Consider the following 15,627-nt stretch of genomic DNA (forward strand, 5'->3'; position numbering starts at 1 on the left):
AATGTCACCTGTCTCATTATAGATAAAATATCTTCATGAGACAGGTGTAAATCTTAACGAATCCCTCTCATAAACTGTTGAATTTTTGGTGACATTAAAAGTAAAATTACTCCTAACAAAATTGCAGCCCCGCCAATAACACCAAAATAAATAATTTCTGTAGCTGGCTGATAAAGTTTCACAATTTGCGCATTAATTGCTTGAGCAGAAGCGTTTGATAAAAACCACAAACTCATTGTTTGGGCTGAAAATGCAACTGGTGCAAGCTTGGTAGTTGCCGATAAACCGACAGGCGATAAACATAGTTCACCAATAACAACGAGTAAAAAGCTAAGCACTAGCCAGATGGGATTCACTAACGTTTCCGTTCCATTAATAGCTGCTGGAATAATCATGACTAAGAAAGATAGCCCAGCAAAAAACAGACCGAGAGAAAACTTTTTAGAAGTGGATGGCTGTCGTTCGCCCATCTTAATCCATAATCCCGCAAATACTGGCGCCAAAACAACAATAAATAATGGGTTTAACGATTGAAACCACGATGAGTGTAGCTCTATACCTAGAAATTCCAATTGTGTCCGTTTGTCTGCATATTCTGCTAGAATGATAGATCCTTGCTCCTGTATTGCCCAAAACATGATCGCGGCAATGAATAATGGAATATAAGCAAGCAGACGTGATTTTTCATCTTCATTTGTTTTAGGGCTACGATACATGACAATAAAGTATATGGTAGGAATAAGAATTCCGAGTATGCTTACAAGGTAAGTAAATCGGTTAATTGTTAATATGCCTGTCGATATAGTAACAAAACCTAATATAATAATAAATATAATTCCAATAGTCATTTGTCCAAACACTTTTTTCTTTTCATCTTTAGCGAGTGGATTAGGTACATACGTTCCAGCTAAACCGAGGTATTTCTTTTTTGTAATTACAAAAACAATGAGACCTAATAACATACCTATTGCTGCTACACCGAAGCCTAAATGAAAATTGTATTCTTGGCCTAATGTACCAACAATTAAAGGTGCAATTAACGCCCCCATATTTATACCCATATAAAAAATACTAAATGCTGAGTCGCGTCTTACATCCGATAAGCGGTAAAGATCACCAACTACACTAGAGACGTTCGGCTTCAACAAGCCTGTACCCATAATAATTAAAAACATAGATAAAAATAATCCTGTTACCCCAGCAGGTAACGCTAATACAATGTGACCAACCATAATTAATACGCCACCATAAAACACCGTTTGCTGTGTTCCTAGTAGCCTATCAGCAATCCATCCTCCGATAATTCCTGACATATACACAAGTGATCCGTAAATTGCCATAATGGATTTAGCAGTATCATCAGCGATACCTAATCCACCACTTGCAATCTCGGTATACATGTAATAAAGTAACAGCGCGCGCATTCCATAATAGGAAAAACGTTCCCAAAATTCGGTGAAGAAAAGTGTAAACAAACCTTTTGGATGACCAAAAAACCCCGTCTGGGGGACACTATTTACAATTTCTTCTTTACTATGTGCTGACATGATTCAAACTCCTTCAGAATAGACTGATAATTTTTCTTCAAGATGTTTTTATGGTACTCCTCACATTTTTAAACGTCAAATGGCGAAAAATTATGATATTTAAAGTGAAGTTGTTTCATATCTTCATTTGTAAAAAGCTTGTCTATCTTTGTTTTGACAATTATTCAGAGAGTTTCAAGAAAGCTCCTCCATTTGCTTAGATATCACTTTTCTGTATACATATCGTTCACCAATTCGTCATTTATAAATATTTTGTCAGTATATCTTGATTTATACACTTGAAATAATATACGCAATTATTTATAATAAGACTTGTGTCTATACTGGGGGTCATAGCTCAGCTGGGAGAGCGCTACGCTGGCAGCGTAGAGGTCAGGGGTTCGATCCCCCTTGACTCCATTAATAAAAAGGGGCGCAGTAATATTACTTACTGCATCCCTTTTGCCATAATATGAAGAATGTGATAGTATAGTCCAGCTCTTTCTAATCTATTTGTTACATCCCTTATTTCTTCTGACTTTTGCCCCCTCACTTATTACAAAAATTACCCCAAGTATGGGTTTCTATAATTTTTACTATATTTATAAAAGCCATGCCTATTCATATACACCATTTTCTTCCTATTCTCTGGCGTATCAAAATGAATCAATTCTAAAACTAAATTGGTAAACTCCATAGAACCGTTTTATTTGCGACCAAATTTTTATCTTTTATTGCTTGTTGCTCTAGAAAACTGCCCTCAGGATGATAATTTTCATAATCATTCCATATGTAAACTGAATTACCAGTATGGTTATAATTGTTTAAAACCCATTTTTCTCCCAAAAATCAACTGCACCACATATAGCTCCTATTGAATTTACAGTAGCCTCTAACGATATAGTATGAACGTTCCAGTCCTCTCGTTGATTTAATGCACTGCTAAATGAGCACCTTCCCAATCTGCAACTCCTCTAATATAAGAAATAACGCCCTATTCATAATCCAATTTCCCTTCGAACAAAATTTGCCAAATTTCATGGAACTATTCAGGGGCTACTAGCTCCACTTTTATTCGATCTGGGTCCTCAAAGTATACAGCATAGTGGTCATCTCCACCAGCAAATGGATGCTGCTTTTTATACAGTATAGCAATTCCTTTATTTTTTAATTTCTCCGTCATATCATCTACGTGTTGACGTGAATCAGCATAAAATGCAAGATGATTTAAACCAACTCGACATCTATGATAAGTCACATCCAGACATCGTTCTTCTGCTTGTACAAAAACGATGTATGTATCACCTTTTTTCCAGCTTTGTCCACTTTCCCACTTTTGAAAAGAACGGTATCCTAATTCCTCCAGATACCACCCCCAAAACTTAGTGGATGTTTTTAAATTAGAGACATATAACTCTATATGGTGAATAAGCCCTTTTGACAAAAAGTCCACCCCCAACATCTTCCAATTTTAATCCGTTTCATGAAAATAATATTATTTTAGTTGGCATGTAAATAATTATACATTTTCGTGTCATATTAAAGGGTAAAGTGTTCTAAATGAGGTGAGATAATGGAATATGCATTAGAACTATTAAAGATTTTAGGGCGAGTTGCGACCATTTTGCCACTAGCACTATTTGCAACACTTTTTATGGGAAAACGCTCCATAGGAGAATTGCCGGTGTTTGATTTCTTAGTTATTTTAACTTTGGGTTCTGTAGTTGGTGCTGATATTGCAGACCCAGAGATAAATCATATTTATACAGCTATTGCAATTGTAGCAATTGCTGTACTTCAAAAAATAGTGGCAACGTGGAAAATCAACAATCGTAAAATAGGCCGCTTGTTAACATTTGAACCTACAATGGTCATTTATCAAGGACAATTTTTAGTGAAAGAAATGAAAAAAATACAGTATCCCATTGATACTATTTTACAAATGTTACGAGCACAACAAATTTTTAATGTAAAGGATGTTGAAATAGCTATCGTTGAAGCAAATGGTTATTTATCTATTAAATTATATCCTGAAAAGGAAGCTGCACGTGTCGAACATATTCTAACGCAACAAAGAAGTTCCGCTAAGGGAATTGATGTACCAGTTGTTATTGATGGAACAATTTACAAACACGTTCTTTCTTCGAGAAATTTAAATACAACTTGGCTTTATCAAGAATTGGAAAGAAAAAATATTTTTGATGTAAATGATGTCTTTTATGCAGCTGTTAACGATCTGAATGAACTCCATGTTAGCATGAAAAACACAAATAATTCAGAAAACCTTCCACCTATTCTACATTAGAAAGCTTGGCTTATTACCAAGTAACTATGACAAAACCCTCCGTTTTACGTATAGATAAACCCAGAAGCTTTATGCTTTGGTATGATGGAAAAGGATCTCTCCTTTTCCTACATGAGAGAGCGTTTCAAGGACACCTATATGAAGTAGCAAAATGTTTAACTAAAACCGTCCACGTCCTCCATCCCTTGAACTTCTTCTATCTTTTTGCACAGCACGAAAGGTTTATTTACTCTTTAGATGCCCGTAATCACCCTCTTATATCGCAATGATCCAACAAGAATCCTGCTTGTTTTAAAGCTATTTCTGCTTCGTTAATTTGTTCTTCTTTAGCAGCAACTAATGTATGCAAATGTACCCCTTCTGTAAGCTCAGACAGATAAGCTGCACCAGTAGAAGTAATTTTTTTAATAAATTGCTCTACATCCTTGCGATTGGATACCATAATCGAAGCTGCTAGATCGCCATATACGAGATGTTCAATCGTTACATCCTTTACTGTCACACCATGGTCAACAATAATATTTAATTCTGCCTCTGCCTCATCAGGCGTATGCTGGCAAGCGATGGTCTTTTCTACACTCTCAGTAGCTGACGCTTGTAAATACATATACCCTTGACTTGTTGCAATAATTGGTTCGCTTCTCGCTTTTAACAAAGTCACATCGTTAACAATAATTTGCCGGCTGACATTTGTTCTTTTAGCTAATTCACTACCAGTAATCGGTTTGCTCGCATCCTTTAATACGCTTAAAATGAACTGCCTGCGTTCTTCACCAAGTACTTTTTTCTGTTTTTGCAAACTCCTTCACCTACTCCTTTATTTCTAGTTACAATTTCCTTTAATATTTTTACCAATTGCATAACGTCTTTTTCTTTCGTATCTTTCCCAAAAGAAATACGGATAAATTCCTTCTGCCTTTCCTGTGTGTATCCCATTGCTAGCATTGTTTTTCCAGCTGTCGATAACGCTTGACCACATGCGGAGCCAGTTGATATACAAACACCTTTGCGATTACATTGTAACATAATGAATTGTCCTTCATAATGATGAATTGCCAAACCAACAATATGAGGAAGTTGCGATACAGACGATTCAATCACTTGATAGCAATCCTTCAACTCACGCTTTAACTTTATTAAAAACAGTCGACGTAAAGCATCTGCATGATCTACTTCTGCTCTCGTATACTTTACTGCTGCAGCAACAAAAGCTGCAATACCTGGGGTGTTGACGGTTCCACCACGAACACCATGCTCATGGGTTTGTAAAGGAAAAATCCCTTTAATAGCCAACCTCGGTTGTATGTAAACTGCCCCCACACCTTTTGGACCATACAATTTATGCGAAGAGATGGAAAAACTGTCAACAACCTGATGCAGCTTGGAAAAATCAACTTTACCAAAGGCTTGGACAGCATCGGTATGAAAAATGATATTCGGAGGTAGTAGCTGTTGAATTTTTTGAAGTGGTTGAATAGCGCCAATCTCTGCATTGACATAACTAATGGTTACCATTATTGTATCCGAACGAATTGCTTTTTCTAGTTGATGTACATCTACTTGTCCTCCTTTTGTATACGGAATCTTCGTTATTTCAAATCCCTTATTTTCCAAATAAGCTAATGCTGAAAAAACAGAAGCATGTTCTGCTTGCGATGTGATAATGTGCTTTCCTTTGTTCGACTGACTTAAGGCAAGGGACACAATTGCTAACTGATTGGATTCTGTACCACCTGATGTAAAATAAAGTCCTCTTGCCGGAACATGTAATAACCTCGCTAACTTTTCCCGGCTGTTTTCTAGTATTTCTTTTGCTTCTCCCCCAATATGGTGTATGCTACTTGTGTTTCCCCAAAAGTTTGCAGCTACCTGCTGATAAATAGCTAACGCTTCCTCATCCATGGGCGTTGTTGCAGCGTAATCAAAGTATAGCATGTTTATCTCCCCTCTTTCTTTCTGAAATTTATTTTTTTTAGAGAAAAGAGCTCCTTCTATCTCCCTTCTTAGAAAACAACCTATCGATCTATGGAAGCCAGAACAGTATCTAATAAAAAACACTTGTATTTAGTTTAATAATATGTAATGATATGTGTCAAGACACATGTAAAAAGGTGAATTTACAGTGAAAAAGACAGACATCATTATTATTGGTAGCGGGATTGCAGCATTACAACTTGCCAACCAACTTCAAGAGCAATTAAATGTGACAATAATCACAAAGAAAGCTATAACAAATAGTAATTCCTATCGTGCACAAGGAGGTATTGCTGCTGCTATTTCCACAGACGATGACGCCTACGACCATTATCAAGACACGATCATTGCCGGTGATCAGCATGGGAATGCCACAGCGATTTATGATCTAGTTACAGAGGGCAAGCAATTCATGCATGACTGGGTTAAACTTGTCCCATTTGATACACATGCAAATGGAAAAATTTCTTTAGGCTTAGAAGGTGCCCATAGTAAAGCTAGAATTGCTCATTGTGGCGGGGACCAAACGGGTAAATATGTCATCCATTTTTTGCTTGACTCATTGCGTTCCTCTACACGTGTTCACTGGATAGAAAACGAGATGGTCATCGATCTATTACAAAATAAATCAGGTCGATGTATTGGCGTTACAACAAAAGACAAAAATGAAGTCTCTCATATGTATATGGCTAACCATGTCGTGTTAGCAACAGGCGGTGCTGGTGAACTGTATACAAATACATCTAATGCTTCCTCTGTTACAGGCGATGGAATAGCGCTTGCTTACCGAGCAGGGGCAAAAATTAGTGATATGGAATTTTTTCAATTTCACCCAACACTGCTCTATATAAATGGGAAAAGTGTTGGACTTATTTCTGAAGCTGTTCGTGGCGCAGGTGCTAGATTAATCAATGATTTAGGCGAGAAAATTATGAAAGAGGTTCATCCGCAAAGAGATTTAGCACCAAGGCATATTGTTGCCCATCAATTATTTCAACAAGTAAATAGGGGCAGAAAAATATATCTAGATATTCGACAAGTAAGAGATTTCCCTGCAAAATTCCCTGCCATAACAAAGATGTTGCAACAGCACGGAATATCTATGAAAACAGGTAAGATTCCTGTTGCCCCAGGCGCACATTTTATGATTGGAGGTGTCCTGATTAACGCATGGGGAGCTACCTCCGTAAAAGGTTTGTACGCCATTGGGGAAGTAGCTGCTAGTGGCGTCCATGGTGCCAATCGGCTTGCTAGCAATTCTTTATTAGAAGGACTTGTTTACGGAAAGCGCCTTGCATCCTATATACAACAGTTGGACAGTTCGCAGACGATGGATTTTATACCAAAGAAACAACATCGAGCTCAACTAACTGGCATTCCTTTTTCCAAAAAACAAATTCAACAATCCATGATGCAAGCTGTTGGAATTATTCGTGATCATGATTGTTTATCCAAACAATTAAGCTGGCTAAATAAGCATCCCAATGACCCTTTTAGACAGATAGAACAATGTAGTCTTTCCACCATTCAAAATTATCTTATGTGGATTGTCGCACGTCTTATCACAGAGGCTGCATTACTTCGGACAGAAACAAGAGGCTGTCATATTCGCGCTGATTTCCCGAATAAAGATAACGAACATTGGCTACAAAAACGAATCATTCATTACCAAAGTAATGACAGAATGGAGGTCACTTATGATATCCCTTATGCAATTAAAAACCATACTTAAGCCATTTTTTTTAGAAGATATTGGACATGGTGATATAACAAGTCAACATTTGTTCGATTATCATACGCAGGGGACACTTACATTGCTTGCTAAAGAAGAAGGCATTTTTTGTGGGGCAGAAATAATCGAAGTCGGCTTTCCAATGGTGCATCCGCTTATGCAAATAAATCGCAAAAAAAATAACGGTGACCAACTAGCAGCTGTTGATGTGATCGCAACTGTAACAGGACCCATTATCCATCTATTACAAGCAGAAAGGGTTATACTGAACCTCATTCAGCGAATGAGCGGTATTGCTACACGCACATACAAAGCAGTAAGAATGGTCAAAAACACAGATGTGAAAATTTGCGATACAAGAAAAACCACACCTGGATTACGTATGTTAGAAAAACAAGCGGTGCGCTCTGGTGGTGGATATAATCATCGGTACGGTTTATATGACGCCGTGATGATTAAAGATAATCATATTGCCTTTTCGGGCTCTATAACCAATGCCGTACAACAAATAAAGTCCAAGCTCGGTCACACCGTCAAAATTGAAGTTGAAATTGAAACAAAGGATCAATTGCTAGAGGCCATCTCTAATAAAGTGGATATCATTATGTTTGATAATTGCTCTCCAGAAACTATTAAACGTTGGATACACCATGTTCCAAAAACAATCATTACAGAGGCATCTGGTGGGATTTCGTTTGACCAATTACCTACATACGCGAATAGCGGTGTAAATTATATTTCATTAGGTAGCTTAACCCATTCAGCACCTTCACTGGATATTAGTGCGTCTGTATATCGTTAACGCATGACATGGATGTTCCCTCCCTATACAGGTGTAGTACGAGGTAAGAAGAAAAAAATCATAGATTAGTTGCTAATACTAACTGACAAAGAACTCGTTAGAAGAACTTAGCTTAACACCAAGTCTTTATGGAGAAAAAACGCTGTCATTTTACTTATACTATAAACCAAAAATGTATACATTTTATATCGTGTAAAAGAAAGGGGTTTTTTATACATGGATCTACTTCAAGAAATGATTTCATCGACCAACTCTATTCCAGAAGAATATTTGCATGTATCACAACAAGAAATGGAGGAACGGGTGAAGCAAATAAAGAATGATTTAGGAGAAGCCTTATTCATCCCGGGTCATCATTATCAAAAAGACGAGGTTATCCAATTCGCCGATGCTGTTGGAGATTCCCTTCAACTTGCCCAAGTCGCGGCACAAAATAATTCTGCCTCTTATATTGTATTTTGTGGGGTGCACTTTATGGCAGAAACGGCTGATATGTTAACCACTGATGGGCAGATCGTGCTTTTACCAGATAGAAGAGCAGGCTGTTCTTTAGCAGATATGGCTGATATTTACCAAACGGAACGTGCTTGGGAGAAACTAATGCAACAATTTGGCGAATCCATCCTCCCGTTAACCTATGTCAATTCAACAGCAGCAATTAAAGCATTTGTCGGTCAACATGGAGGAGCTACGGTTACATCTTCCAATGCCCATCAAATGGTGAACTGGGCATTTACGAAAAAAGAACGGATTTTATTTTTGCCTGACCAACATTTAGGTAGAAATACGGCTTCTGATCTCGGGATTGCTGAAACAGAAATGGCAGTTTGGGATCCAATCCAAGAGGAACTTCTTTTTTCTGGCAATGTAAAAGATGTTAAAGTAATTTTATGGAAGGGACATTGCTCTGTACACGAAAATTTCACCTTAACCAATGTAGAATATATAAGAAAAGAGCATCCCGGCATGCATATCATCGTTCACCCCGAATGCAAAAAGGAAGTGGTTGATGCCGCCAATTATAATGGTAGCACGAAATATATTATTGAAACGATTAAACAGGCAAAAGCAGGATCTGCCTGGGCAATTGGAACAGAGATGAATCTTGTCCAACGAATCATTCACAACCATCCAGATAAACATATCATTTCACTAAATCCGTATATGTGTCCATGCTTGACTATGAATCGAATTGATTTACCACACCTCCTTTGGTCTTTAGAAAGTATAAAGAAAGGAAAGCCTGTCAATCAAATTACAGTCGATAAACAGACAGCTTGCCAAGCTCGTTTAGCACTTGACCGTATGTTGGAAAGGGGATAAGCGTAGACTTTTCTAATAACAAATCTACCCTCCCTTATAAAAGAGGCTTATGCAGATAAAAGGTGATTCCTATATTAAATAGGAGTCATCTTTTTTAGGTTCCGCTAATAATGGTATTTGTTATAGTAAGTCATGTAATGATTGATTTTCCATTTTAATTCCTTCATGTTTTGGATGATTCATATTCTACTTCATAAAATCTACTTCATCCTTTAGGTGACCAAAAAATGATTCTTGAGGATCGTTGTCCAAACAGTTACCTCTTCGTGACATAGAGTGGTCCAATCCATACTTCTTTACTACAGGTACCATTTTAGTTTCTTCTATTTCTCATTTTTATTGTAATAGGAAGAAAATCACGGTATAATGTAAGTATGTTATAATAGTAATAACGTATGTATATAAGGACTTATTTCGGCATATACTGAAAAAAAGAATATGGAAATGAGTGTGGTTACAATGGAAAAAGAAACTCGGAAAGTGAGCAAGTTGGGAAATAGTTTAGGAGTTGGAATTCCAAAATCAATGGTTGATGCGTTAAATATTCGTCGTGGTGATGAACTAGAATTTGAAGTGAAAGAAAACGCTCTTGTGATTAAACGAAAAGAGAAGTTAGAAGATCAATTAGAACCAGAATTCCTTCGTATGATACAAGAAACTATGGAAGAACATGATGAATTGTTTAAGAGGCTAAAATAGTTCCTATGAGTATAAATTATTTAACCGTAAAAGAAGTTACAATCATACACTTCCTTATCATGAGAAAGTACGGAGATGGGGAACAAGCAGGAATTAAAGAGCAAGGATATTTAGAATCGGCAGTATATCGCCCACAGCAAACCTTATTTAAAGAAGATGCCTATCCAACTTTATTTGAAAAAGCTGCGGCATTTTTTGAATCATTAGCGCGTAATCATACATTTTTTAACGGAAATAAGCGTACAGCATTTGCTTCGTTAGATGTGTTTTTGAAAAAGAATCATAAAAAAATTATTTCAGATACAAATGAGAATGAGGTTTTCACTGTGCTTGTAGCAGAAGGAAAATTTAAATTTGAAGACATCGTTCATTGGTTAGAAACTCATACCATCCCTTTAAAATAAAACAACAAACATTGTTTTATTTGATCAATCGTCACTCTAGGCGCTCCCATGATAGTTTCTTACTTCTGTGATAAAAATGGTTCCAATCTTCAAAGATAACAATGATTGGAACCACTCTTCATAAATTTCATCTATTTACATCTCTAACCCTTTCTCCAAAACAGTCAACTTGCTTTGTTTGCTATATATCGTTTTCTTAGATACAACGCTACACCGCCACCCAAAAGTGCTAGTCCGATGAATAACAGATTATAAAGGTTGGTTGCTGTGTTTGGCAACTTACTTCCATGATCATGTTGACTTCCTGCTGTTCCTAATGCAGTATGTTTCGTACCTCCTGTCAACGTGCCATTACCGTTGTCACTCATCGAGCTGTTGCCGTCATTATCTCCATTATCATCATGGTTATCTTTCCCTAGCGTCTTCTCACCATCATGCTTCTCTTGCTTATTGGCGTTGTTACCGTCATTTCCAACATCAACATTTGTTCCACCACCGTTATCGCCATTGTCTGTTCCTGGATTTTTTGTCGGTTCTTCTTCATCTTTTGCAACGGAAATTCTTCCTTCCGCTGCATATAAAAACGGGTCATCCTCTGTGGAGTTTAAACTTTTAACAAATTCAACTGTTGCATCAAGATCAGTCGGACCCATGACAGGGTTTTTACCAAGGTCACTAATCGGACGATATTTCGACCCTTTTGAAGTTCCCATAAAATTATTCACCGTTAAAGTAAACGTTTTGTCTTCCTCAATTGGCGTTCCATCTGGATACGTAACATTTACTACTTTGCTTGCCTCGGGGTCCCACGTATAATGAAAACCGCTAATGCTATAATCCGGTCCGTATTCTTTCGACAGTTGCGCATTAATAATTGGCACTAAGTCTTTTCCTTTAATTTCAAATTTCATTAGTGTATTACCGAATGGCTGAATATTGTACAAGTCTCCCCACGTTACTTTTCCAGCTAATAAATCGTCGCGAATGCCGCCACCATTCATCATTGCAAAATCACTATTCATAACCGACTTCATTCCATCTGCGAGCAGATTCCCCAACCCGTGATCACCATCATTACTGTAATCACCCGTTAAATCTGTTGCATTATAGCCAATCACTTCATTCATCATCGGCGCAATTTGATTTTCATATTTTGTTAAAATTTTACTGACATTCGGATCCGCTTCGTAATCGCTTTGCTTTACAAATACAACTTCCGCATCTTTTTTCACAATATCACCAGTCGTGCGATCAATTTCCACATCTACATCAGCAAAAGCTTTTCCATATTCGGAAGCTTGAACAATAAGCTTATTATCCACGACACCATCTACGACTTGGTGATTATGCGCAGCAAAGATAATATCCACGGCATCATTTATTTCTCTCGCTAGATCAGCAGCTTCTCCAGTTGCCCCATCGCCTGCTTGATCAGCTGGAATATGTGCTAATACGGCAATTGCTTCGACACCTTGCTGCTGTAATGCAGCTACTGCTTCATTGACAGCCGCCACTTCATCCGTAAATTGGATATCAGCAATTCCATCAGGCATGACCATACTAGCTGATGCTTGTGTGTTCACACCGATAAAACCGATTTTTTCACCATCCACTTCTTCCATATGAAATGGTGGTAAAATCGTCTCGCCACTCTCCTTATCCACACAATTTGCACAAAGCTGCGGGAAATTCATTCCATCATAGCCTTCTGTACCTTTCCCTTCTGGGTGTTCTCCACCATTTACCATGCGCATAAATTCTTTCGTACCTTCGTCAAACTCATGATTTCCAACTGTACCGACATCAAAGCCAATTTCTTCTAAAATTTCCACCGTTGGCTCATCTTGTAGTAGTCCTGAAACAGGTGAACTTCCACCAATCATGTCACCAGCATGTACCATGAACGTATTCGGATTATCCTGCTCTCTTTCCTTTAAAGCTGATGCCACAAAATCCATGCGCCCATACGTATCAAAAACACCGTCCCCATCAGGATCTAAATTGTATTGCTGATCAATTTTCCCATGTAAATCATTCATGCTTAAAAATTGTACAAGCAGATTATCTTCGGATGGATTTCCTGTAACAGATTGATACCCATAGGATTCTGCTTCTTCTGCACTTGAGAAAAATACGCGCTTTTCTACCGGCACGTCTGCCCAATCATTTGGCTCTACATATTCTTTTGTAGCTGAATTACCGACATAACGTAAAAAGCCTTTTTGATCATCATTTGCGCGGAAAGCAAACGGTAATTCCAATAATGGATTCGTTTCATCCCAAATACCTAATCTTTGATCTTTTGCTTCTTTCACCGCTTGTTGATATTTTGGATATGCTTTTTCATCAATTGGTGCAATAAAGTAAGAGACAGCATAGCCATCACGAACCATTTCCAAATTTACATTTTCCCCATCAGCAGTAATGACCTCTGCAAGGAGACGACCGTAATCATCTGTCGGTTGTTCTCCGACTTTGACGGTGATTTTATCCCCAGGTTGAATATAGGTTTGAACATGCTTCGTCGCTTCGTCACCATGATACTTTTGATTTTCGTTTATTTCCTGACGTTCTGGAGCTTTATTTTTTGCTGCATAGGTCTCTGGCGTATCCATATTAACAAACCGAACACGGTCACTACCGAAGACAGGATCAGCAATGCGGATCGTATCGCCATCCGTAATTTTTTCCACCGTTGTTTCATATTCTCCAGCTGCTGAAGGTGGCCCGGGCTGTTGCTGCGCTACTTGTACATCAGCTTGCTTCGTTGGAAGAATCTGATAATCGTTGTATTGACTAACAATTCCCGTAACATCATACCACTGTTTCTCAGCAACTTGAAGAATATCTACCGCATTTTCCATGATTCGTAATAAAATAGCATTATAGTCTTGATCAATAAATGACACATTATAGCCGCCACCCGCTGGAGAGCTAGGAATGGAAGGAATATATCCATTGACACGTACGAGCTCGCCTTCATAAGACTCGGCTACCTCTTTATTTTGTAAATCTTCTAATGTGATTTGTTGAACGGCTGGCAAAGTTTGACCCTGTTCAAGTACTTCAATCGAAGCTGGAACAACTTCTTTTAGCCCCTTATAGGATGCTGTTGTTCCTATTACCTTCACACGATCTCCTTTTTGTACCTCAGGTAAGTCTCCTTGTTCAAAGTTAAACAAATTAACCCCAGCGGTTTCATCCTGCATGTATGTACTAAACTGGTTGCCATTGCTCAATGCTTCGGAATTAGCTGTCACAATCCCTTCCACAACAACTTCTGAACCATTCGCTAACTGTCTCGCTTCCGCAATCGTGCTCGTTTCTGGCTCCGGATCAGGATCTGGGTCAGTTGGTTCACTCGGATCTTGTCCTCCATCCCCGTCCATCGTATGGCTTCCTAAATAAGTAAATATATCTTTCCCATAATTCGTCCATTGGTCTATACCAAAAGAAGCAGTTGGTGATGACACATTAGCATTTCTGACGAACGTCTTATCTTTAGCAAAATCAGACTCATTCCCTATTTCACCAAAAACATCCATTATTTCGCCATTCTTTTCTAACGCAATCGCGTCGTTTCCATTAAAATTAACCACTGCTGATGTAAGATCCGTTACCTGTTGAATGGCAGCATCTGCATCTCTATGGGAGAGTACGAAAACATCGCCATTTTTAAGTGTCCCTTTTAAAGTTTCCGTACTTGTTGGTTCTGTATTACCATTACTGTACAAAATCAGTTGATAGTTTGCTAGATTCACGTCAGCTCCTGTACCATTATAAATTTCAATGGCTTTATTAAAAGAGGTCCCTTCCACATACTCGGATATAAACAAATCTTCTGCTTCCGCATCGCCTTTATCTGCTGCAATCACAGTCGATGTTGGAACTAGATTTGAAACTATCAAAGCAATAATTAACACCATGTAACATAATTTCTTTCGTAATTGGTTCCCCATACATACCCTCCATTCAGTATTCATATAACACACTCATACTATGACATAGAGGAAGCGAATATTCTATAAAATTTTGCTTAATTTTTTGTAAATTTAACGAAATATAATGTAAAAAGCATTAGACAATATTCGTTCTGCTTGCTTTATTTATACAACGTAATAATAACACCGCCTACGTTATCACCAGAAATCGTATAGTTATAACCTTTTGGTATCTTTACCTTTTTCGCTTTGGAAACTGCATAATAACGAATATTATACTCTTTTCCATCCACTGTCGCAGAAATTTGTTCCTTTTCTCTTAAGTAAGCTAAATATTCCTCTAAAACAAAGTTTTTATCTTGCATAATGACACTATGCGGTTTTCCGACATAACGTATATGCCATGGCTCATATTGGATGCCAGTAACGTCCGTTTTCGCTTGCGGATAGCGTAACACAAAACCATACTGCCATGCATTTTCCGCAATCCATTTTCCTTCTGCCGCTTCTGCCATCGTTCCTTCTGATGAACCTACATCCAGTGCTAAGCCTAGTTGATGTTCGCTGTAACCCCCTGGCAACGCATAATCTCTTCCCTTTTCTTGATACAATTTTGTTTGTTCTTCAAATGAACGATAGCCACTGCTAATTAAAAAATTATTTACGCCATCTTTTTTTGCGCCTTCTATCATTTCATTAAAATATGCAGTAATTTCTTTGGACAACGCTATATCTGTCGTAAGTAAACCATAATCACCTGTTAATTCTTGATTTTTATATAGGTTTTTAATATCGGTTTTGGCACTCTCTTTTATCCCATACTCCTCGTTCACCAATAATAATTCTCCTTGGTGAACATCTGCTACATCTATTTTTAACGGGTTTTCATCTGCTACTTCTACTGGATCATGGTAGATAACT

General features: G+C 37.8%; 12 protein-coding genes, 1 tRNA gene and 2 pseudogenes. 7 read left to right on the plus strand and 8 right to left on the minus strand.

Going from position 1 to position 15,627, the window contains the following annotated elements:
* Nucleotides 1–53: 53 nt before the first annotated feature.
* Entirely contained in the window at nt 54–1,547 is a 1,494-nt protein-coding gene (locus HLX49_RS02825; RefSeq protein WP_101932709.1) for a peptide MFS transporter, read from the minus strand.
* Between the two features lie 326 nt (nt 1,548–1,873).
* On the opposite strand from HLX49_RS02825, the gene HLX49_RS02830 reads away from it, so the two are divergent.
* A tRNA-Ala gene (locus HLX49_RS02830) sits at nt 1,874–1,946 on the plus strand.
* A gap of 145 nt (nt 1,947–2,091) precedes the next feature.
* On the opposite strand, the pseudogene HLX49_RS02835 reads toward HLX49_RS02830, so the two are convergent.
* Both HLX49_RS02835 and HLX49_RS02840 read right to left on the minus strand, forming a co-directional pair.
* A pseudogene (locus HLX49_RS02835) lies at nt 2,092–2,528 on the minus strand (type 1 glutamine amidotransferase family protein).
* Between the two features lie 43 nt (nt 2,529–2,571).
* On the minus strand, nt 2,572–2,970 hold the full coding sequence (locus HLX49_RS02840) for a VOC family protein (protein ID WP_077706221.1): 399 nt from the start codon (nt 2,968–2,970) through the stop codon (nt 2,572–2,574).
* A gap of 129 nt (nt 2,971–3,099) precedes the next feature.
* On the opposite strand from HLX49_RS02840, the gene HLX49_RS02845 reads away from it, so the two are divergent.
* Nucleotides 3,100–3,831 (plus strand): DUF421 domain-containing protein, encoded by a 732-nt coding sequence (locus HLX49_RS02845; RefSeq protein ID WP_296360752.1) that lies wholly within the window; start codon nt 3,100–3,102, stop codon nt 3,829–3,831.
* A gap of 247 nt (nt 3,832–4,078) precedes the next feature.
* On the opposite strand, the gene HLX49_RS02850 is transcribed toward HLX49_RS02845, so the two are convergent.
* Both HLX49_RS02850 and HLX49_RS02855 read right to left on the minus strand, forming a co-directional pair.
* Complete coding sequence (locus HLX49_RS02850) at nt 4,079–4,630, minus strand: transcription repressor NadR (protein WP_296360753.1); 552 nt, start codon at nt 4,628–4,630, stop codon at nt 4,079–4,081.
* Nucleotides 4,579–5,766: an IscS subfamily cysteine desulfurase gene (locus HLX49_RS02855; protein WP_296360754.1), complete on the minus strand. Its 1,188-nt coding sequence runs from the start codon at nt 5,764–5,766 to the stop codon at nt 4,579–4,581. Before HLX49_RS02855 ends, HLX49_RS02850 begins: the two co-directional genes overlap by 52 nt.
* Nucleotides 5,767–5,953: 187 nt before the next feature.
* Between HLX49_RS02855 and nadB the strand changes: the two genes are divergently transcribed.
* The 3 genes from nadB to nadA all read left to right on the plus strand — a co-directional run bounded on the left by nadB (nt 5,954) and on the right by nadA (nt 9,662).
* A complete protein-coding gene (gene nadB / locus HLX49_RS02860) occupies nt 5,954–7,537 on the plus strand; it encodes an L-aspartate oxidase (protein ID WP_296360755.1) in 1,584 nt (527 codons plus the stop codon).
* Nucleotides 7,506–8,339 carry a carboxylating nicotinate-nucleotide diphosphorylase gene (nadC, locus tag HLX49_RS02865; protein ID WP_296360761.1) on the plus strand — a complete coding sequence of 278 codons (834 nt, stop codon included), beginning with the start codon at nt 7,506–7,508 and terminating at the stop codon, nt 8,337–8,339. The genes nadB and nadC overlap by 32 nt, the downstream gene beginning before the upstream one ends.
* Before the next feature lie 216 nt (nt 8,340–8,555).
* The gene (gene nadA, locus HLX49_RS02870; RefSeq protein ID WP_296360756.1) at nt 8,556–9,662 is read left to right on the plus strand and encodes a quinolinate synthase NadA; all 1,107 of its coding nucleotides are present in this window, start codon (nt 8,556–8,558) and stop codon (nt 9,660–9,662) included.
* A gap of 104 nt (nt 9,663–9,766) precedes the next feature.
* On the opposite strand, the pseudogene HLX49_RS02875 reads toward nadA, so the two are convergent.
* A pseudogene (locus HLX49_RS02875) lies at nt 9,767–9,944 on the minus strand (integrase core domain-containing protein); the annotation flags it as partial.
* A gap of 156 nt (nt 9,945–10,100) precedes the next feature.
* Between HLX49_RS02875 and HLX49_RS02880 the strand changes: the two are divergent.
* Nucleotides 10,101–10,361: an AbrB/MazE/SpoVT family DNA-binding domain-containing protein gene (locus tag HLX49_RS02880; protein ID WP_077706228.1), complete on the plus strand. Its 261-nt coding sequence runs from the start codon at nt 10,101–10,103 to the stop codon at nt 10,359–10,361.
* 5 nt (nt 10,362–10,366) lie between these two features.
* A complete protein-coding gene (locus HLX49_RS02885; protein ID WP_331805117.1) occupies nt 10,367–10,765 on the plus strand; it encodes a type II toxin-antitoxin system death-on-curing family toxin in 399 nt (132 codons plus the stop codon).
* A 164-nt stretch (nt 10,766–10,929) separates the two neighbouring features.
* On the opposite strand, the gene HLX49_RS02890 is transcribed toward HLX49_RS02885, so the two are convergent.
* Nucleotides 10,930–14,724, minus strand: coding sequence for a 5'-nucleotidase C-terminal domain-containing protein (locus HLX49_RS02890; RefSeq protein ID WP_296360757.1), 3,795 nt, complete (start codon nt 14,722–14,724; stop codon nt 10,930–10,932).
* A gap of 143 nt (nt 14,725–14,867) precedes the next feature.
* Nucleotides 14,868–15,627 (minus strand): M15 family metallopeptidase (locus HLX49_RS02895; RefSeq protein ID WP_296360758.1); only part of this gene is annotated, 760 nt, incomplete at its 5' end.

The sequence above is a fragment of the Virgibacillus sp. genome (assembly GCF_013393565.1).
Lineage (GTDB): Bacteria > Bacillota > Bacilli > Bacillales > Amphibacillaceae > Virgibacillus > Virgibacillus dokdonensis.